The organism is Brevibacterium limosum, from assembly GCF_011617705.1.
GTDB classification, from domain to species: domain Bacteria; phylum Actinomycetota; class Actinomycetes; order Actinomycetales; family Brevibacteriaceae; genus Brevibacterium; species Brevibacterium limosum.
The window spans coordinates 319,968-340,478 of sequence record NZ_CP050154.1; the positions used below are offsets into that span (position 1 = coordinate 319,968).

A 20,511-nucleotide genomic window follows, 5' to 3' on the forward strand; every position below is an offset into this window, starting at 1 on the left:
GAATCCTCACGTGGATTTCGCAGAAATTTTTCTCCGTGGCATACGATGTGGATATGACAAGGGGAGATGATCGTATCGACATCGTCACCCTGGTCGTGCGCGCTCGTGAGGGCGACATCGCCTCCTTCGAGGCTCTCGTCGACGAATACGAGCGGAAGCTGCTGCGTTTCGCCTGGCGTACGCTCGGGGATCGACAGGATGCCGAGGACGTCGTTCAGGACACACTCGTCCAGGCGTGGAAGTCGCTGGACGCCCTGGCCGAGCCCGCGGCCTTCGGCACGTGGATCTATCGGATGGCCTCGAACCGCTGCACCGATGTGCTGCGCCGCCGCACATCCAGGCCCGCCGACGCTTCGGATCCAGAGGATCTGGGCCATCATGTCGACGGCGCCGCTTCGGTCGAACGGTCCGTCGAAGCGCGCACGGCACTCGAGCATTTCTCCGAGATTCTGCAGACTCTGTCATCGGAGCAGCGTGTAACGTGGGTGCTCCATCGGATGGAAGGTCTCAGCTACGCCGAGGTCGCCGAGACCTTGGGAATCAGTGAAGGCAGCGTGCGCGGACGCATCCACCGCGCCCGGACTGCCATCGCCGAGGGCATGGAAGGATGGGTATGAGCGACGAGTCCGTCAGCGCCACGGACGCCCACCTGCGCGGCATCATCGACGAATACATGGGGGCCTTCGAACCCGACCCCGGGGAGTCCGTCGGCCTGCGCGAGCGCATCTTCCAGATCGTGCGCGAGGACGCGGCCCTGGCGCCGACCACGAAGCTGACGACCGAACGCGGAAACCCCTTCCGGATCACGACGGCCGAGGTGCGCGGAATCGTCCGCGACGCCGTCGACGCGGTGCCCGGAATCCGCGCCCGCAGCGTCACCGCGACCCCCACCGGCGATCCCGAGGGCAGCGCCGTCGACATCACCCTGACCGTGGCGATTCGTGCGGGGACGGCTTCTGTTCCAGCCGCCGAGGAGGTCCGCCGCAGCGTCGCCGGTGCCCTGACCGCTCAGCTGGGAATCCCCGCGAAGCAGATCGACATCACCGTCGAGGACGTATTCGTCGCCGAGGAGGCCGCCGATGGCTGAGAAACCGATGGCTGAGAAACCGATCGCTGAGAACGAGACCCCCCGCGGGTTCGATGAGGCGGAGGTCTCGGCCCGCCTGACCGACTCCGTCACCGGAGTCGACGGCGTCACCGGTCTGGCGCCGGGGCTGCGCGACATGGTCGCCAGCGCTGCCGCACGAGTGATGCGCCGATCCGGGTCCGAGCCGCTGCGGGTCGAGGTGTGGCGAGCAGACGAGGACTTCAGCGTCCGTGTCGATGCGCACCTCGACGACAGTCGACCCGTGACCGAGATCGTCGATGAGCTCTTCGCCGTCATCGCTTTCGACCTGCGAGCCGCGGTCGACGGGGCCGTCGGGGACATCGACATCGACGTCCGCGTCGTCAGCCGCAGGCGCTGAGCCCGGTCCGCCGGCGGGACAGCCACCCGAAAACAGCGGATTCCACTTTCGGTACACCTTGCTCTGAATTGCCCACTGAGGAAACTGTGCACTTCAGAGAAGGGTGTACCACAAACCCGCTTCAGCCGTGACTGGTGCGGGCCAACTTGCTTTCGCCACAGAAAAAGGCGAATAGCCCAAGTTCGAAACTGGACTATTCGCCTTTTTCTGTGCCGCGAACGGGCTGTGCCGCGAATCGGCCGTGTTGCGAACCGGCTGTGCCGCGAACGGGCTGTGCCGCGAATCGGCCGTGTTGCGAACCGGCCGTGCCGCGAACCGGCTCTCCGGAGGAGCGGCTCTCCCGGAGGAGCGGCGGCTCAGGCGGTCTTGCTCTTCGACCGTCCGGTGATGAGGCCCCAGACGATGAGCACGATCAGCGAACCGCCGATTGCGCACAGCCAGGACGACAGCGAGAAGAACGAATTCATCTCCGCGCCGAAGATCGCGCCGCCGAGCCAGCCGCCGAGCATGGCACCGATGACGCCGAGGATGAGGGTGGCGAAGATGCCGCCGCCCTGTTTGCCGGGCAGGATCGCCTTGGCGATCGCTCCGGCGATGAGTCCGAGGATGAGATATGCGATGAAACCCATGTTGCTCACGTCCCTTCTGAGACAGTTGACCGGCTGGGTTGCACGGTGCTGTTGCCACTGTACAACCGAAGCCCACCGTCAGTGCCAAGCCTCGTTGATTCTTTATGACATCTATACGGACGCAGGACCAACCGGATCCTCACGCACGATTGCAGTCGGTCGCACAGAAGTGCGCCCGGTCACTGAGACGGTGCTGAACGGTCGCGGGCCGACTGCCCAGTAGACTGGAGACCATGACCGACAGCGCTGACACTCGCCGACAACTGCTCGACCTCATCGACGATCTCGCCGTGGTGCGCGGCAGAGTGACCCTCTCCTCCGGCAAGGAGGCCGACTACTACCTCGATCTGCGTCGGGTCACCCTCGATCACCGCTCGGCACCGCTCGTCGGCGACGTCGTCCTCGACCTCCTCGAGTCTCATGATCTGCTCGACAAGGTCGACGCCGTCGGCGGCCTGACCATGGGCGCCGACCCGGTCGGCACCGCGGTCATGCACCGGTCGGTGGTGCGCGGCACACCGCTCGACTCCTTCGTCGTGCGCAAGGAGGCGAAGAAGCACGGCATGTCCCGCCGGGTCGAAGGGCCCGACGTCGAGGGCAAGCGCGTCATCGCCGTCGAGGACACCTCGACGACGGGCGGTTCCGTGCTCACCGCCGTCGAAGCGCTCAAGGAGGCCGGCGCCGAGGTGGTCGCCGTGGCCGTGGTCATGGACCGTGACACGGGCGCCAAGGAGCGGGTCGAAGCCGCGGGAATTCCGTACCTGATCGCGCTGACGACCGCGGATCTCGGACTCGACTGAGCCCCGTCTCGGCGAGGTGCGGCGAAACGGTGCCCCCTCGGCTCACCGATCACGACCTGGGACTCGACTGGCAATTCTGTCGAAATCGAGGACGTGGTTTGAAACAAGTCTCTTATTTCAACACGATAGATGAGACACTCCCCAAGAACTGTTTGATGTAAAGGATGACGCGTGCTCACACTGAAAGAGGTTTCCCTGCGCAAAGGGAAGCGGACATATCTGGACGAGGTGAGTTTCACCGCCGAGGCGGGCCGGATCACCGCAATCGTGGGAACCCGCTCGGCGGGCCGCACCGAACTGGTGCGCATCATCATGGGCCTCATCGCCGCTGATGAGGGCACCATCGAACTCGAGGACTTCGAACTCGACTTCGGTGACCGGCAGAACTTCGGCTATCTGCCCGCCGAACGCGGCGGATACCCGAACATGCGTGTGCTCGACCAGATCGTCTACCTCGCCCGCCTGCACGGGATCACCCTGGGTGCGGCCGAACGGAATGCGCTGACCCTGTTGGGCCACCTCGAGCTCGCCGACCGCGGATACGCTCCGCTGAAGAACCTCTCCGGAGCCGAGGTCGCACGCGTCGACATCGCCGCGACCCTGGCCGCCGACCCGGACGTCGTCGTCATCGACGATGCTTTCGCCGGCCTCGACGCGGCCTCGCTGCGACTGGTCACGTCTCTGCTGCGGGCCCACGCGTCATCGGGAGTGCCCGTCATTCTGGCCACCGACGACTGGGAAGCCGCACAGAGCTTCGCCGACGACGTCATCGTCCTGGGCCAGGGCAAGGTGACCGTCTCGGGCAGCGTCGAGAAGCTGCTCGGTGACCCGCGCTACCGGATCGAGACGACCGACACCGAGGCGGTCGCCTCCGCGCTGAGATCCCGGACGGGAATCAGCGACGTGAAGACCGCCGGTCGCGAAGGCGTGAGCTTCCGCGCCAATGATGCGAAGACAGCCGCCGCTGCCGTGGCCGAGCTGAAGAGTGTGAAGAACTTCGAAAGTGTCCGCCCGACACTGGCCGAGCAGTACAAGGAGGCTCTGTAATGGCGCGCAAGGACAAGGGTGCGAATGACGAGCCCCAGGAACCGCTCGTCTCGAAGGGCACTGCCGGTGAAGGGATCGACGACCTCGGCCTCCCGGGTGATGACGATGTGATCGAAGACGAGACCACCGCTGACGAAGCCGAGTCGGACGATGCCACCGTTGGTGGGACCAAGGGTGCGGCCGCCTCGGCGAAGGATTCTGCGGCGAAGGAATCGGACGATTCCGGCGCCACCGCCGGCCTCGATGACGTTCCCTTCGAACTCGCCGAGGACACCCCCGGCCCCGACGAGCTGCCGGAGACCGGACTGGTCTCGGAGTTCGTCGACGTCGGCAACCGCCAGGCCGCGTGGCTCGTGTCGAACCGTGAGAGCACCACTGCCATGCGCAGTCCGTACTTCCTGGTCACCTCCGCTGTGATCATCCTCGGTGTGCTGGCTGCGATCATCTCCGGAATCGTCGCCGGCGTGCAGAAGGATTCGGGCACCCCGACCATGGCGATGGTCGGAGTCGGCGAGCAGGCTCAGATGTACGAACAGCAGCTGGGTGTGGAGATCACCGATGCCGAGGACGCGCAGGCAGCCGAGAAGCTCGTGCGTGAGGGCAAGGTCGACGCCGCATTTATCCAGGATCCGAGCGGTCAGGGTCAGCCGACGATCATCGCCCTCGACAAGCAGCCCGATGCCCTGCTCGAAAAGCTCGCGCCGAAGACCGAGGCGACGCTGCTCGAGACCCCGGCGGTCGACAGCGCCGTGGCCACCCCGCTGCTGTGGGGAATGGTCGCGCTGGCGCTCCTCGTCGTCGCCACTCTGGGCACTGCGCTGTATCAGAATCTGCGCTTGGAGAAGCGCAACCGGATCACCGAGATCATCGCCGCCACGATTCCGCCGCGTGCCTCGGCCTCGGGTCGGATCACGGGCATGTTGTCCCTGGTCGTCGTCCACCTCGTTGCGGCCGCTGTCGTCACCGAGCTCGGACTCTCGCTGTCGGGCAAGACATCGCTGGCGTTCGCCATGCTGCCGGGCCTCGGCTGGTTCGCACTGACCCTGCTGCTCACCGCCTGGTCGGTGTTCGCGCTGCTGGTCTGGGCATCGACCGTCGTCGGCTCCAAGGCCCGCGCCACGTTCGTCACGATCATCGGCGTCATCACCGTGGCAGGTTTCTTCGCCCCGGTCATCATCGGTCCCTCAGGCACCGTTGCGAAGGTGCTGTCGTGGACGCCGTTCACCTCGCCGCTGGGCATCGCCGGACGCTCCTTCGCCGGTCAGACCGAGTGGTGGGAGGGGCTCGTCGCCGCCGGCATCGCTCTGGTGCTCGCCGTCATCCTCCACGCTCTGGCCTCGGGTGCGTACGTGCGCTCCGTGCTTGCCGGAGGCGGACGCAGCGGCAAGACCGTGAAGATGAGCAAGCGCGCGCAGAAGGTCGGCGCCGTCGCCTCGGCGAAGGAATCCGGCGCGAAGAAGTCGGACGAGAAGTCCGGCGCGACAGACGAAAAGGACGCGAAGTCGGCGGATGATTCCCGCGACGACAAGTGACCGAAAGCGCTGAACCGCAGGTGGGGGTCGGTCCGTGGACCGGCCCCTGGCCTGTGGGGGAGCACTTCGACCCGGAGTTGCTGAGTGAGGGCGATCGACGCAATGTCGTCGACAAGTATCGCTACTGGAAGCACGATGCGATCGTGGCCGACCTCGATGCTTCGCGGCACGACTTCCACGTCGGTGTCGAGAACTGGCAGCATGACCTCAACATCGGTTCGGTCGTGCGCACCGCCAACGCCTTCAACGCCGCAGCCGTGCACATCGTCGGCAAACGCCGCTGGAACCGGCGCGGGGCGATGGTCACCGACAGATACCAGCACGTCATCCACCATCCGAGTGTGGACGACCTGCTCAGCTGGTGCGTCGAGAACGACTTGCCGCTGCTGGGCATCGACAACTTCCCGGACTCCGTCCCGCTGGAGACCTACGACCTGCCTCGGCGCTGCCTGCTTCTGTTCGGTCAGGAAGGGCCGGGTCTGAGCGAAGAGGCGCACCAGGCGAGTCGGGACGTGCTCTCGATCGCGCAGTACGGTTCGACGCGGTCGATGAACGCCGCCGCAGCCGCCGCGATCACCATGCACTCGTGGATCCGCCGCCACGTGTACAGCCAGCCCGTGAACTGAGTTCGCTGCCGGCAGCGGAGGTCTCAGCAGCAGGGTCTGTGGGAAACCGGCCGGGACGTCATGTCTCCTGCGGGCTGATCCGCCTCGAGTTCGGACGACATTTCGCGGTGGATCGACCCGTAGGAGACACGGACGCTGCGAAGCTTCCCCGTCAATGAAGAAGCGCCGAGGCGGCGCGACTGACGTCGTGCCGCCTCGGCGCTTCTATGCTGCCGGCTGCCTCAGCTGAGGTCGGCGGCGTGGGGTTCGATGAGTCCGCCGAGTTCGGCGAGCTCCGCGGTCAGCGAATCCGCGTCGTCGAAGGTGCGGGTCATGACCGTCAGGCGCTTGGCGTAGTGACCGATGGGATACTCCATGGTCATGCCGATGCCGCCGTGCATCTGGATCGACTCCTGGCTGATGTTGCGAGCAGCCCGGTCGACGATGATCTTCGCGGCGATGACGTCGCGGTGGCGGTCTTTCTCGGCGCCAGGGACCTCGGAGGTCACGGCCAGGCGCGAGTACAGAGCCATGCTGCGCGCGTACTCGAGTTCGGCGTAGAGGTCTGCGGCGCGGTGCTGCAGGGCCTGGTTCGCCCCGATCGGTGCACCGAACTGTTCACGGGTCTTCAGGTACTCGGCGGTCATCGTCAGCGAGGCTTCGAGCGAACCGACGGCCTCAGCCATGATCGCGGCATTGCCCAGGTCGAGGACCTCGGAGAGGACGGCGTTGGCGTCGGCGGCGTCGAGGCGCTGAGCGGCGACTCCGTCGAGCTTGAGGTTCGCGCTGCCCAGACCATCGGCCTGACGCTGAGCGACGCGGGACAGACCCTGGGCATCGGCGGCGACGAGGTAGAGGCCCAGTTCGCCGTTCTGCGTGGCGGTGACGATGAAGTGGTCGGCGACGTCTCCGCCGAGCACGTTGTTCTTCTCACCGGTGAGGGTGAAGCCGCCGTCGGATCCCGAAGCATGAGTCTGCGGAGCGTCGACGGCGTATCGCAGTCCTGGCTCGAGCGCGGCGAGGGCGAGGAACGTCCGGCCTTCTGCGACACCGGGCAGGATGGCCTGCTTCTGCTCTTCGCTGCCGCCGAGCAGGACGGCGTTGGCGCCGAGAACTGCGGTAGCCAGGAACGGTTCGAGCACGAGTGAACGACCGAACGCCTCGGCGACCACGGCCACCTCGTTGAAGGTCATATCCGCGCCGCCGTAGGACTCGGGGATCGCGAGACCGAGCAGGCCCATCTCGGCGAAGGCCTGCCACTTCTCACGGGAGATGCCCTCTTCGCTGCGAAGGATCTCTTCGCGCTGGGCGGTGTCGTACTCGGTGCGCAGGTACTTATTCAGGGTGCTGGCGAGTTCTTGCTGAATGTCGTTGAGTTCAAGATCCATTGTTGTCCTTCTTCAGAGATCGTGTGAGCGTCGGTATCTCAGAGACCGAGCAGTGCCTTCGAGATGATTCCGCGCTGCACCTCGGACGAACCGCCGTAGATGGTGACCTTGCGGGTGTTGAAGTAAGCGGGCAGGGCATCCACGGCGCCGTGGGGCAGGTCGGACAGATCTTGGCCCTGCACGCGGTCGGAGACGAAGTCGAGACCCTGCGGACCGAGCACATCGACGAGGAGTTCGGAGATGTCTTCCTGCAGCTGGGAGCCCTTGAGCTTGAGCACCGAGGAGCGCGGATCCGGCTTGTCGGACCCGGCGGCCTGGGTCGAGAGGATCCGCAGCTGGGTCATCTCGAGCGCGGTGAGTTCGGCTTCGATCTTCGTCAGACGAGCGGAGAACAGGGGGTCATCGAGCAGAGTGCCGCGCGCGGTCTTCGTCACCGCGGCATAGGCCTTGGCACGGGCGAGGTTGACCTTCGACCCGCCGATGCGGGCGATTCCGGTGCGCTCGTTGCCGAGGAGGAACTTCGCGTAGGTCCAGCCCTTGTTCTCTTCGCCGACGAGGTTTTCGACGGGCACCTCGACGTTGTCGAAGAAGACCTCGTTGACCTCGTGGCCGCCGTCGATGAGCTGGATCGGACGGACGGTGACGCCGGGGGTCTTCATGTCGATGAGCAGGAAGGAGATGCCGGCCTGCTTCTTCACATCCGGATCGGTGCGGACGAGGTTGAAGATCCAATCGCCGTACTGGCCCAGAGTCGTCCAGGTCTTCTGCCCGTTGACGATGTACTTGTCGCCCTGGCGCACTGCCGTGGTTTTGAGCGAAGCGAGGTCGGAGCCGGCGTTGGGTTCGGAGAATCCCTGCGACCACCAGATGTCGATGTTCGCGGTGGCGGGCAGGAAGCGTTCCTTGATCTCCTGCGAACCGAAGGTCGCGATGACGGGTCCGACCATGGAGACGTTGAACGGCAGCGGCTGGGGGACGCAGGCCAGCTGCATCTCTTCGAGCCAGATGTGGCGCTGCACCGGAGTCCAGTCCTGGCCGCCCCATTCGACCGGCCAGTTCGGAACTGCGTAGCCGTGCTGGTTGAGGATCTGCTGCGAGGTGACCATGTCGTCCTTGCTCAGCTCCTGGCCGGTGGCGACCTTGAAGCGGAGCTCCTCGGGGATCTCCGTGCGGTAGAACTGACGCATCTGCTGCGCGAAATCGCGCTCTTCAGCACTCAGTAGGGTGTCCATGCGAACTCCTTATAGATCGTTCAGTAACTTGATTCCAATGGTACGGTCCGGTGTTCGGGCTCACAAGTGGGTGAGGCCGAGATCCTCGCCGAGGCGGCCCTGCCGTGCGATCGGATGTTCATGTCACAATCGGCTAACTTTGTTTCAAAAATGTATTACTACACCTATCGCGAGTGTTAAGACTAACTCAGGAATTTCATTGTTGAATCCGAAATGAGAGCGCATCCGGAGTGAACCCCGTGCCGATGGGCTCCGCATTCCCCGCCGCAGAACATCCCCAGGGGTACGGAAAGCTGAGTGACGTGTCAGGTCGGACTACACGCATCCCCCCGGTCGCACCGTCGCGCCGACTCTTCGGATATGGGTCCGAGATGTCGACGGTCGTCGATGCGATCGCCGGTGAGAAGCATCTGGGAGCGCTCATCATCGGCGCGGCGGGCGTCGGGAAGACCGCGTTGGTCAACGCCGCACTCTCACGCCTCGACGTCGATCTGTCGGTCACCCGCCTGCGCGGATCGGGCAGCGCTCGAGTCCGAAATCTCGGAATCTTCGAAATACTCCTCTCTCGCGAAGGCCTCGGCACCGACCTTCCGCCCGGTCGAGCGCTGTCGGTGATCGGCGATCTCTTCGAGCGCAGATCAACGGGAGGACGCCCTCTCGTCGTCGTCGACAATGCTGACCTCGTCGACGATCATTCTCTGGCCGTGCTGGCGCAGCTGACGGACGCGCGTCGGATCAAGGTCGTCATCGCCGCCGAATCCGCGCGGCCCCCGGTCGATCTCATCGCCGGGCTGTGGCTGACCGGAAGCGTCGTCAGGGTCGATCTGGACGGAATCGACGAGGCAGATGCGATTGCGATGATCAACAGCGTCGGACTCATGGAGGCAGAGACGAGATCGGTCTCGGAACTGAGCGCTCTTGCCCATGGCAATCCGCGGCTGCTCGAGAGACTGCTCTTCGGGCGCAGCCGGACCAGTGGAGTCGAGACCGCGATCGCCCGTGCCGATCAGCCCAGCCGAGAGGTCATCGAAACCGTCTCGCTCATCGAAGCAGTGCCCTATGAGGTGCTCGTCGGACTGACCAGTCCCCGGATCATCGATTCTCTGGCCGAGGATGGGCTCCTGGCGATTTCGAAGGGGAGAGGCGGGGAGGTGAGCATGCATGAACCAGTCACGGCCGAGAACGTCCGCGCTGCGGTCCCGCCCTCTCGCAGCCTCGAACTGCTCACCCGGTTCGATACCGCAGTCGACCATTCGGCTCTCCACGGAAGGGCGCTCTTCGGTTATGCAGCATGGTCGATCTCCTTGGGGCGGGTGCCGACTCCCAAGCAGGTGTTGGACGCCGCCACCTGGGGAAACTCACGCGGCAGGTACCTCGGAGCCGCGGAGATCATCCGCACCAGCGGCTACCGGGGGCCCGAGCTCGACCTCGAACTCTCCCGTTGCGAATGGGGCGCCGGCCGACTCCGACAAGCCAGGGAGATCATCGGCCCGCTCGTCTCCGAGGCCTGCCTGAACCCAGAGTCTGGGGCAGAGGAGTACCTGTCTCGGCTCGCCTCGATGGAGTTGCGGCTGACGGACCCGCGCGCCCCTGAACGACTGCAGTTGGCATGGGTCCGTGACCGGCTGGCCTCGCCTGCTGATCTCGGCCGGCTCGACGCCACTCGGGCCCGATTCGAACTCAAAGGAGGTCGGATCGCCGCTGCCTGCTCTCTGGCCGAAAGCGTCTATCTCAACCATGCCAGTCTGGTGCGCCACCGCCTGCGGGCATGTGCGTTCCTCGGCGTTGCCGAAGTGTTGGCCGGCCGGATCGAACTGGGATTGAGCTATATTGCCCAAGCCCGGCTGATGTTCGAACTTCCAGGGCCCGAATCTTTCGAACGGGAAGACGCCGTTCCACAGTTCTTCGTGGCGAACTTCGTGGCCGGAGACTGGGCCGATGCGCGAACCGCCATGGACGAACTGACCTCCAGCCGGCGCCTGACCAGATTGACGAACGCGCTCATCGACCTGCGCACCGGAAATGTGGCGAATGCCCACCGCACCCTCAGCGCACTCAATCTCGTCGCCGACCCATCCGACATCGTCGATATAGCGGGAATGGCGAGATCGGCGCAGAGTCTCTCTGCCGTGCTGACACACCAGCGGACCGACGTCATCTCAATCGCTGTCGACGAGGAGGCCGAAGCCAGCCGGCATTCGTGGTGGGCTTCATTCGAAGCCAGACTCTTCGATCTTCAAGCACTGGCGCAGGCTTCGCCGGTGCCCGCGGCTCCTCAGCTGAATGATCTCGGAACGTGGGCCGAAGAACACGGCGCGCACACTCTTGCCTGCCTCGCGTGGCTCGAAGCCGGTCGACTCGGGCATGAACAGGCCATCTGCCGCTTGTCCGCGTCGGCAGGCAGAATCGATGGCGCACTCGGTCGCCTGCTGCGTGCCATGGCTCATGCCTTCAGCACAGACGATCTGCAGGCCCTCATCGGTGCGGCGCGTGAGGCACTTCTGTTCGGCGCCGTCGTGCTCTGTGCCCAGCTGTCCGGCGAGGCCCGGAAGCGCGCTGTTGCCGCAGGCGATGCCGCAGCCGCCAAAGAAGCCCGGGCACTCCTGGGGAGGAGCCGACGTGTGCTCGACTTCGACGCCGACGGGAAGCGATTCGCAGAGAGCCTGAGCGAACTCGAGCACTCGATCATCACCGGCGTCGTCGAAGGCCGGACGAGCGCAGAGATCGGAGAGGAGCTGCATCTGTCGGCCAGAACCGTCGAATGGCACCTCGGTCGTCTCTACCGCCGGACGCATGTGGTCAATCGGCACGAGCTGCGAGAGGTGGTGGCGGAATGGCTGAGGAAGTGAGCATTGCATCGGCCGCGAGCACCCAGACCGGGACGAAGATCTTCGGTCGCACGGCCGAACTCGACCTGATCCATGAGTCTCTGCGCTGCTCGGAATGCTCGGGCATCCTCATCGAAGGCGAGATCGGCGTCGGCAAGACCTTCCTGGCGCGAACGGTCTTCGACGACACGGGCGACGCGATCTGGATCCGCGGAGACCGGGTCCATCAGAACGTCGAATTCGGTGTCTTCGGTCTGCTCGTGGATCTCGACGGAGACCCGTCCACGCTCCTTGGGCGTATCGTGTCCCGACTCACCTCGACCCGAGCCCCGCGGGCGGTGTTCGTCGATGATGCCCATCTGCTCGATTCCCGTTCGCAGGAGATCCTGACGGACCTGGCCAGCGTCGGATCGATCCGGCTCGTCGCGATGTCGCGCACCAACACCGACGATGGGCTGATTCCGTTCTCGGCCCTGGTCGAGGACCATGTGCTCCAGCATCTCGTCCTCGGCCCTCTGCCGCGCGAAGCCTATCGGTCGATGATCGAACACCGCCTCGGCCATATCGTGTCCCAAGCCGTGGTCGACATCGTCGACTTCCATTCGAAGCGCAACCCCGGAAGGCTGATCGAACTGCTCGAGTACACCGGAAGGCGTTCGCGTTTCCTCATGCGTCGAGGAGTGTGGATTCTCGACGGTCTCGACATCGACTACGATGCGCGTGCCCGCGACTATGCACGGATCGGTCTCGCCGACCATTCGCCGAAAGAGGCCGAAGCCCTCGAACTGGTCGTCCTCGCAGGAGAGGTGGAGCTTGCGACACTGCTCGAGGCTGGACTCGGGGAAGCCGCAGACGAGCTCGTGGCCGCCGGAGAGCTGAAGACCGATCCGAGGAGGCCTCATATCTACGAGGCGGTGGAGAACCACACCTCGGACACGATCAGGTACACAACGCCGACCGGTCGGAGCCGAGAGCGGTTCGATTTCATCGATGCGTGTGGAGATGCGCCTTCGGAGTGGGCACAGATGGTCAGGGCCGAATGGGGACTGATCTGCGGGGCAGAGATCAGCGAGTCACGGACCATCGAAGCGGCACTGATCGCTGCCCGCCTCGGGGATTGGCATCGGGCCATGCGGCTGATCGCGGAGATCCCGACGGAGCGGATGGGTCCGCACGACCTGTTCGCGGTCGCGCTGCTCTATTGCGGATGCAATAAGATTCCGCTCGGCCTCGACCTCGTGGCCCACGGTGTTCGCACCGCCTGCTGTGCTCAGCTCGTCGTCGACTCCCTCGTGGTCTGGATGAACCGTGCCTTCAGCACGATGTCTCCCGCTCTGCGGCTTGCGGATTTCCGCACCGCTCTGGAACGGCTTCAACTCGATGGTGACGGGCATCCCGGAGCGGGAGTGGATGCAGAATTCGGGCTCAGGCTGCTCGACCGAGTCGCTGCAGTCGTGGCTGAAGGCCGACCGCTCACCGTCGATGTCTTCGCAGGGCTCTCCCACGAGACTGCGGCGCCGGGCAACTTCCACCTCCTCGATACCATGCTGCATGCAACGGACATGCTCGACTCGGGCCTCACCTTGGAAGCGCTCGCCCTCCTCGAATCCGCTCAGACCGAATTCCACTTCGAAAGCACAGGGGTGCTTCACCTGATCATGCTGCGGGGGCGCACGCTGCTGCAGTTGGGACGTATCGCCGAAGCGAAAGAGCTGATGACAACATTGCCGACGCATGACATCGCATATCTGTCAGCCCGTTCGGGTCCGGTCGATCTGCTGTGGGCGCAGACCCACCTGCTTGAGGGCAACCTCCCGGGGGCGATGAAGGCACTCCGTGCGGCGATCGAATCGCTCACCTATTGGAACCAGGGCACTCAGCTCGCCATCGCCTTGGCCGAGGCCGAATATGCGGTTTCACGTGTCGGAACCCCGGCTGAGGCCGATGACCTGCACGCCCGCTTCGACGAGCTGCCCGTCACGGCTCCCTACCACGAATACCGCCGGGCACTCGTGCTGCGAACCACCGCACGAGCGATCCGAACAGGAGAGCCCCGGTACGAGCACGAGCTGCGACGGAGGCTGAGAGAAGCCGAAGCCGATGGGGCCGCAGCGATCGTCGTGCTCATCCGGCTGCACCTCTTCCTGCACTTCGACGAGATCGCGCCGGAGGCGATGTGCGAAGCGGCCACGCACGGAACCGGGCGGGAGTTCGATATCGTCGGCCGCCTCGGCGCAGCTCTGCGGAACGCTGATCGGGCAGCGCTGACGGCTCTCGCGGAAGAATACGGACCGTCGATGCCCGACCTGGCCGGCAAGTGCATGGCACTGGCTGCGCGATTCGGCGCTCACGGAGTTCAGAATCGCGGCTCGGGCGGTCGGCTCGCGGAGCTGACTGCACGAGAGAAGCAGATCAGCGCACTCATCGTCGCAGGCCGATCGAATGCGGAGATCGCGTCGGAACTGGGGGTGCGGGTACGCACGGTCGAGGGTCACACCTATCGACTGTTCCGCAAACTCGGTGTCGAGCGCAGAGAACAGGTCGCCGAGGCGATGCGGAATTCCGAAGGTCGAATGCGGGCCTGAGCCGGAAGCGAGTATCCGCAACTGCGGGATTTCGGCCACGAGTGAGTACTCGATGCGATGGTCCAGTGGTGACCCGGTGGTGACTGAGTAGTTACCCGTTGGGGACTCCCGTGTCGGCCACCTGGTTGCGGAGAGCTCCCGGCGAGCACCATCGGTGTATGGACATCAACCTTCAGCCTCCTCTGCGAACCGTTCCCCGCGCTGCACGAACGACAGCGTCCGTCCCCGGACCGGGAATCATTCTCCGAATGATCTCCCCGGACTCCCTGACCGGAGGTGGATCATGCGTCAGGTGATTCGTCGCAAAGAAGTCGGCGACCTCCGCTCCCTCCTCTCCCGGCACCGCTCCGCAGCTCTCACCGGCGGCTTCGGGACCGGCAGGCGGTCGATCCTGCGCGCACTCGAATCGGAGTGGGAGGGGACAGTCATCAGGGTGGCATCGAGCCCGTTCGACGAGGACACCCCCTTCTCCGGGATCGGCGGTCTGCTCGCCGCCGTCAGCGCATCCGCCGACGGACCCTCGGATCCGGCGGAGCTCGCCGCCGATGAGATCGTGCCGAGCATCATGACGGCCCTCCGATCGATCCCGGGAGAGGAGGACACGCTCATCCTCGTACCCAATGCCGACGAGATGGACATGGACTCGCAGCGGATGCTCGGGCAGGTCCTCCGCCGTCTGAAGGCCGGACGCCTGCATATCGTCATCACCTCACGGTCGATCGACGATGACGGTCCGTTCGCCTCGGTGCCGGAGATCGAACTTGCGGAGCTGACCATTGCCGAACTCATCGAGCTTGCCCGCGACCTCGCGCTCGCCCGCTTCGGACACACGAGGATCGCCGAGGAGGCGGCCCAGATCGCCGCCCACGCCGCGTCGGGCCGGCCCTTGGCGGTCAGCCACATCCTCGAGGAGATGGCGCCGAGTGAGATGCGCGGTGAGATCGCATTGACGATCCCGGTGCGAGTGGGACCGGTCAGCCGTCCGATGATCGCCGACTATGTCGAGGGGCTGACGCCCGATGCCGATGCGCTGCTCAGGTGCCTGTCCCTGTCCCCGCTGACTCCTCTGCGGCCCCTGGCCAGGAGGATGTCCGGGTTCTGGGAAGCTGTCGACGAGTTGGAGTCGCGCGGGACGATCGAACGCCGGGGAGCTTTTCTGCGGATACCGCACGGATTCGTCCGCGCCATGGTGCAGCAGTCGATGGGGGCGAGCGAGCGCCGCAGAACCCATCTCGCACTGGTCGAGGACTGTGCCGACACCTGGCCGCAGGTCGAGGCGTGGCATGTCTCGTTCGTCGACCCGGGGGAGGAGACCGCGCAGCATCTGGCGGCGCACGCTCTCGGACTGGTCCGACGCGAACTCACCGCCGGCGGCGTCGAATTCGCCGAACGAGCCATCCGGGTCTGCAGCGATCTCGAAGAGCTGCGAGGTCAGCTGGTCGAGATCGCCGAGACATTGTCCGATCACGGGCAGTTCGCCTTCTCCCGTCGCTATGTGCGGATCGCCTCCCGATCGAACCGGGCAGCGGTTGTCGTCCGCGCTCGGGCTCTCGAAGTCCGCAACGTCTTCCTTGAGACGCAGACACTGCCTTCCTCACTGTTCACGTCGTGGAGCAGGGACGAATCGGAGCAGGCGCCCGCCGAAGTGGCGCGCCTGCAGCTGACTCTGGCGCTCTGCCACTGTGAACGAGGAGAATTCTCCCGAGCGCAGGAGCTCCTGGCGCTCGCCGAAACCACCAGCGAGCACTTTCGCGCAGGAGAGCAGCAGCTTGCGCAGGCGGTTCGCATCCTGCTCGACAGCAACAGCGGACAAGACGGATCGGCACTCGCCGGATTCGCGAGCCTGCAGGAACACCAGGATTCGATCAGACCGAGCTTCGGACTCGCCGTTGCCACCGGGCTGATGCTCACCGAACACTACGAAGCCGCCGCAGCTGTGCTCGACCACATCGGTGAGACGAGCGCTGTGAACCGAGTCTGGAAGCGACAGGTTGACTGCGTCCGCGCAGATCTGGAAGTGCGCCTCGGCCGTGTCAGCCAAGCCGTCGACATCATCGACAGGATCATCGGAGAATCGGCCGCCGACAAGAGCAGAGGACTCGCTGTCGTCCGTCGGGACCGGACTCTGCTGCTGCACGCCTGGAAGCTGCTGCTGACCGGACGCGTCGGAGAAGCGGGGCCGGTCGAAGAACAGACCGCAGCGCTGGCTTCGGCGACGAACAACCACCGCCTGCTGGCCGAACTCAATGCGCTTCAGGGCAGATACCTGCTGCGCACCGACTGTCCGGCCGAAGCCCTCGGACACCTTCGGCGCTGCGAACAGCTCTCCGCGGCTGTGACCAATGCGAACGTGCGTCGTTTCGAAGGCGATCTCATCGAGGCGCTGGTGAGTGTCGGCAGAAGGGAACATGCGACTCTTCTGCTGCAGAAGCTGCGCGGCCGCGCGAAGACATGCCCTTCTCAGTGGACCGAACTGGTCGTCGGCCGGAGTGAAGCACTCCTGGCCGCCGGGGATACCGCCACCGATCTCTTCGGGCGAGCACTGCGACAGGCCAGCTCCTCCGAATTCGTCTTCGAGAAGGCAGTCACCCATGCTGCTTTCGCATCGAGGCTCACCGACAACGGCTCGAAGCTGAGGGCGCGCGAACAGAGGCTCGCGGCTGCGGCACTGCTTCGCGAAATCGGGGCCGGTCGACTGGCCGAACACCTCCGCACCGGGCAGATCGTCGAAGAGCCTCAGGCACCGGCAAGGCCTGAGCTGCCGCGCCTCGGCGAACTCAGCGATGAGGAGCTCAAGGTCGTCGAGCTGGTCCGTGCGGGATTGAAGAACCGGGAGATCTCCGAACGGATCTTCGTCTCGCTGCGCACCGTCGAACTCCGACTCACCGCTGTCTACCGCAAGCTCGACGTCGGTTCGCGAACCGAACTCGTGTCCCGCTTGGCGGGCAACCCGAGTCTCGCCGCCGTCTGAGCACCGGCGGAGGAGGAACCCTCTGAGCGGCATACCGCACGGCCGTCGCGGTTGACCGCAGTCCCTCCTCCGCAAGCGGGGGAGCAGCCACCGAACCCCCATAGCGTGAAGTCGACGCATTCCGCAGTTGGAATCGCTGCATCGCCGGCTCTCACCGACGATGCCCGGCTACCACAACGACTGGGCCGGATCAGTCGAGCATGGGAGATCACGATGACTGTGTCAGAACATCCGAATCCACTCACCCGCACGGGAACTGTGGGCGCGGCACCACCGGCCCCGGTGACCTCCGGTGCGTCGTGGCCGGCGCGACTGGTGACGCGGATCTGGAGGCGCAAGACCAGATTCCAGCTGGTCTTCGACATCGCGGCTTGGGCCATTGCCGGACTGCTCGCATCGGCCGTCATGGGCACAGGCGTCGTCAGCGGAGTCGAACTCGGTTCCGCGCTCACGGCCGCGCCGGTCTTGCAGCTGCTCCTCGGCCTGCTCATCGGTCTCTACCGCAGCCGCTACCATTACGGCAGCTTCGCCGAATACGGCGGCATCGCCATCATCGCCCTGATCATCGCTTGCGGACTGATGGCTGTCACCCTGGGGGATTCCCCGTTCGTTCTGCTCACCGTGTTCTCCGCAGTCATCTTCATGACCGGCAGCCGTTACCTCATCCGTTGGTCCCACCAGATCGCAACGCGCCCTCTGCAGGGTGAGCGAGTGCTCGTCGTCGGCGCCGGTACCGCAGCCGAGTCCCTCATTCGGCAGATGCTCTCTGATTCGGATGGCGCATATCTTCCCGTCGGGCTCATCGACGATGACCCCCACAAACGTCATCTGAGTATCCACGGGGTCCGTGTCCGCGGGACGAGTGAGGACATCGCCGAGGTGGCCGGCTGGCTCAATGTCTCCGGCGTCATCGTCGCGATCGCCGATTCGGAAGCGGAATTCCTGCAGACCTGCCGTGATCGTCTGCAGCCGACAGGGAAATGGCTCAGGACGATCCCACCGCTGGCAGAGATGGTCAATCGAAGGGTCGAGATCGGCGATATCCGCGATATCAAGGTCGAGGACCTCATCGGCCGTGCCCCGGTGCACACCGATCTGGCAGAGATCGCCGAGAAGGTGGCCGGCAAACGGGTGCTCGTGACCGGGGCAGGGGGATCGATCGGCAGTGAACTCTGCCGGCAGCTCTTCGCTCTCCACCCCGAGAGCCTCGTCATGCTCGATCGGGATGAGACCGCGCTGCACGGAGTCGAACTCACGCTCTACGGCTCGGCGCTGCTGATGTCGCCGAACACCGTGCTCGCTGATATCCGCGACCGGAGCGCCCTTGACCAGATCTTCGCTGAAGCGAAACCGCAGATCGTCTTTCACGCGGCGGCACTCAAACATCTGCCCATGCTGCAGCGGTTCCCTGAGGAGGCCTGGAAGACGAACGTCCATGGCACTCTCAACGTCCTCGAAGCCGCGCACGCTGTCGGAGTCGAAACCTTCGTCAACATCTCGACGGACAAGGCCGCCGCACCGACGAGTGAACTGGGCCGGAGCAAGAGGATCGCCGAACGACTGGTCAGCGGATTCGCTGCGAAGTCTCCAGGCACCTATCTCTCGGTCCGCTTCGGCAACGTCCTCGGTTCGCGCGGATCGGTGCTCCTGTCGTTCCAGGAGCAGATCAGACAGGGCGGTCCGATCACGGTCACCGATCCGGAGGTCCGACGCTTCTTCATGACGATCCCGGAGGCCTGTCAGCTGGTGCTGCAGGCGGCGACGATCGGCGAAGACGGCTACGTCATGGTCCTCGATATGGGCGAACCGGTGCGCATCGTCGACATCGCCCGCAGCCTGGTTGCGATGTCGAATCAGGACACCGAGATCGTCTACACCGGGTTGCGCGAAGGCGAGAAGCTCGATGAGGAGCTCTTCGGCGACTACGAAGGCACGGTCATTCGCATCCACGACAAGATCAGCAGAGTGGAGGCGCCGAAGCTCTCACCCGCTGAGCTGCCGGTCGTGATGGCCGAGCGAGGCGTCATCGACGAGTTCTGTGACCGCAGCTGCCGTCCCCAACCGGAACTCGGTCATCAAGTGGACCGCCGAGAACCCGCCGGCGGAGCTGTCCACCTGCCGGTGCCGACCACATTGATTTCGGACGAGGTCAGGCCATGACGATCTCGGACGCGGCACCGACGAAGCCGCAGACCGCACCGGAGCCTCAGCCTGTCCCGGCCGCCAGCCGGATCCTCCTGTCGGGCCCCGACGTCGGGGAGCTCGAAGAGGAATTCCTGTTGCGCGCGTTTCGCAGCGGCTGGATAGCACCTGTCGGTCCGGACCTCGAAGCGTTCGAGACCGAGCTTGCGGCAAAAGTCGGAGTCTCTTATGCAGTTGGGCTCTCATCCGGCACGGCGGCTCTCCACCTCGGCCTTCTCGGTCTCGGAGTGCGGCCGGGAGACCTGGTGATCACGTCGACGATGACTTTCGCCGCAACGGCGAACGCCATCACCTATTGCGGAGCCGAACCTGTATTCGTCGACTGCTCCTCGGACGGAAACATGGATCCGGCACAGCTGCACCGGGCTTTGAAGAACTCGATCCGAGGTAAGAAGAAGCCGGCGGCAATCGTCCCGGTCGACCTGCTCGGACGGCCCGCCGACTACGACCGGATCTTGCCGATCGCGGCCGAATTCGAAGTCCCCGTCCTCGTCGACGCCGCCGAATCGCTGGGATCCCGCTATGGAGCTGTCGCCTGCGGCAGCTTCGGCGACGCCGCGGTCGTGTCATTCAACGGCAACAAGATCATGACCACCTCGGGCGGTGGAGCACTGCTCACCGACGATTCCCGACTGGCAGAGTACGCCCGTTTCCTGTCGACCCAGGCCCGGGAGCCGGTGGCCCACTACGAACACCGGGAGATCGGGTTCAACTATCGGCTGAGCAATCTGCTCGCCGCTCTCGGACGGGCGCAGCTGACCCGGCTCGACGCGATGGTCGATCGTCGCCGGGAGATCCGTCGACGCTACAGCGACACAATCGCCTCGGTGCAGGGGGTTTCTGTGTTCGGCAACGACAACGACCACCGCGACAATGGCTGGCTCACTGCGATCCTCGTGGACGAGCGTCGGACCGGATTCAGTGCGGCCGAGTTGGGAGCCTGGCTGGCTGAACACGATATCGAAACCCGACCGCTGTGGAAGCCGATGCACTTGCAACCGGTCTTCGCCGAGGCGCCGATATACGGCGGAGAGGTCTCCGAACGCATCTTCGCCACCGGCCTCAACCTGCCGAGCGGATCGAAGATGACCGATGCCGACATCGATCATGTCATTGTCATTGCGACTGCGTACTTCGAGCTTCGAGGCGCAGCCGTCGATGGAGCTGCACAGTGACCCAGTCCCATGGCAGACGGCCCCATACTCGAATTCCCCAGCGCGCCAACG

Annotated in this window: 15 protein-coding genes and 1 pseudogene; 13 read left to right on the forward strand and 3 right to left on the reverse strand. The window is 64.9% G+C overall.

The features are described 5' to 3' along the window. Nucleotides 1-53 precede the first annotated feature (53 nt). The 3 genes from GUY37_RS01425 to GUY37_RS01435 are packed head-to-tail and all read left to right on the forward strand — an operon-like array spanning nucleotide 54 to nucleotide 1,466. Complete coding sequence (locus GUY37_RS01425; RefSeq protein WP_152347090.1) at nucleotides 54-617, forward strand: RNA polymerase sigma factor; 564 nt, start codon at nucleotides 54-56, stop codon at nucleotides 615-617. Further along, on the forward strand, nucleotides 614-1,087 hold the full coding sequence (locus tag GUY37_RS01430; RefSeq protein ID WP_228278291.1) for an alkaline shock response membrane anchor protein AmaP: 474 nt from the start codon (nucleotides 614-616) through the stop codon (nucleotides 1,085-1,087). The genes GUY37_RS01425 and GUY37_RS01430 overlap by 4 nt, the downstream gene beginning before the upstream one ends. Further along, nucleotides 1,080-1,466: a hypothetical protein gene (locus GUY37_RS01435; protein ID WP_166821288.1), complete on the forward strand. Its 387-nt coding sequence runs from the start codon at nucleotides 1,080-1,082 to the stop codon at nucleotides 1,464-1,466. Before GUY37_RS01430 ends, GUY37_RS01435 begins: the two co-directional genes overlap by 8 nt. 356 nt (nucleotides 1,467-1,822) lie before the next feature. On the opposite strand, the gene GUY37_RS01440 is transcribed toward GUY37_RS01435, so the two are convergent. Then, on the reverse strand, nucleotides 1,823-2,095 hold the full coding sequence (locus GUY37_RS01440) for a GlsB/YeaQ/YmgE family stress response membrane protein (protein ID WP_152347086.1): 273 nt from the start codon (nucleotides 2,093-2,095) through the stop codon (nucleotides 1,823-1,825). A gap of 233 nt (nucleotides 2,096-2,328) precedes the next feature. Between GUY37_RS01440 and pyrE the strand changes: the two genes are divergently transcribed. From pyrE to GUY37_RS01460, 4 genes are all read left to right on the forward strand, one after another. Next, nucleotides 2,329-2,895 (forward strand): orotate phosphoribosyltransferase, encoded by a 567-nt coding sequence (pyrE, locus tag GUY37_RS01445; RefSeq protein ID WP_166821290.1) that lies wholly within the window; start codon nucleotides 2,329-2,331, stop codon nucleotides 2,893-2,895. Nucleotides 2,896-3,066: 171 nt separating this feature from the next. Continuing rightward, the gene (locus tag GUY37_RS01450) at nucleotides 3,067-3,942 is read left to right on the forward strand and encodes an ABC transporter ATP-binding protein (protein WP_166821293.1); all 876 of its coding nucleotides are present in this window, start codon (nucleotides 3,067-3,069) and stop codon (nucleotides 3,940-3,942) included. Further along, a complete protein-coding gene (locus GUY37_RS01455) occupies nucleotides 3,942-5,474 on the forward strand; it encodes an ABC transporter permease (RefSeq protein WP_166821296.1) in 1,533 nt (510 codons plus the stop codon). Before GUY37_RS01450 ends, GUY37_RS01455 begins: the two co-directional genes overlap by 1 nt. Beyond that, nucleotides 5,471-6,100 carry an RNA methyltransferase gene (locus tag GUY37_RS01460; protein WP_166821299.1) on the forward strand — a complete coding sequence of 210 codons (630 nt, stop codon included), beginning with the start codon at nucleotides 5,471-5,473 and terminating at the stop codon, nucleotides 6,098-6,100. Before GUY37_RS01455 ends, GUY37_RS01460 begins: the two co-directional genes overlap by 4 nt. 221 nt (nucleotides 6,101-6,321) lie before the next feature. Here GUY37_RS01460 and GUY37_RS01465 read toward each other — a convergent pair whose 3' ends face one another. Both GUY37_RS01465 and GUY37_RS01470 read right to left on the reverse strand, forming a co-directional pair. Beyond that, nucleotides 6,322-7,467 carry an acyl-CoA dehydrogenase family protein gene (locus GUY37_RS01465; RefSeq protein ID WP_166821302.1) on the reverse strand — a complete coding sequence of 382 codons (1,146 nt, stop codon included), beginning with the start codon at nucleotides 7,465-7,467 and terminating at the stop codon, nucleotides 6,322-6,324. 38 nt (nucleotides 7,468-7,505) lie between these two features. After that, nucleotides 7,506-8,699, reverse strand: a complete 1,194-nt coding sequence (locus GUY37_RS01470) for an acyl-CoA dehydrogenase family protein (RefSeq protein ID WP_166821305.1) — start codon at nucleotides 8,697-8,699, stop codon at nucleotides 7,506-7,508. Between the two features lie 371 nt (nucleotides 8,700-9,070). On the opposite strand from GUY37_RS01470, the pseudogene GUY37_RS19440 reads away from it, so the two are divergent. From GUY37_RS19440 to GUY37_RS01495, 6 genes and pseudogenes are all read left to right on the forward strand, one after another. Beyond that, nucleotides 9,071-9,439, forward strand: a pseudogene (locus GUY37_RS19440) (AAA family ATPase); the annotation flags it as partial. A gap of 1,698 nt (nucleotides 9,440-11,137) precedes the next feature. Then, nucleotides 11,138-11,548 (forward strand): helix-turn-helix transcriptional regulator, encoded by a 411-nt coding sequence (locus GUY37_RS19445; protein WP_407645415.1) that lies wholly within the window; start codon nucleotides 11,138-11,140, stop codon nucleotides 11,546-11,548. Continuing rightward, complete coding sequence (locus GUY37_RS01480) at nucleotides 11,533-14,112, forward strand: helix-turn-helix transcriptional regulator (RefSeq protein ID WP_166821311.1); 2,580 nt, start codon at nucleotides 11,533-11,535, stop codon at nucleotides 14,110-14,112. The genes GUY37_RS19445 and GUY37_RS01480 overlap by 16 nt, the downstream gene beginning before the upstream one ends. 283 nt (nucleotides 14,113-14,395) lie before the next feature. Further along, complete coding sequence (locus tag GUY37_RS01485; protein WP_166821314.1) at nucleotides 14,396-17,083, forward strand: LuxR C-terminal-related transcriptional regulator; 2,688 nt, start codon at nucleotides 14,396-14,398, stop codon at nucleotides 17,081-17,083. 213 nt (nucleotides 17,084-17,296) lie between these two features. Then, nucleotides 17,297-19,243 (forward strand): nucleoside-diphosphate sugar epimerase/dehydratase, encoded by a 1,947-nt coding sequence (locus GUY37_RS01490; protein ID WP_166821317.1) that lies wholly within the window; start codon nucleotides 17,297-17,299, stop codon nucleotides 19,241-19,243. Next, nucleotides 19,240-20,460, forward strand: coding sequence for a DegT/DnrJ/EryC1/StrS family aminotransferase (locus GUY37_RS01495; protein WP_166821320.1), 1,221 nt, complete (start codon nucleotides 19,240-19,242; stop codon nucleotides 20,458-20,460). The genes GUY37_RS01490 and GUY37_RS01495 overlap by 4 nt, the downstream gene beginning before the upstream one ends. The last annotated feature ends 51 nt before the right edge of the window (nucleotides 20,461-20,511 follow it).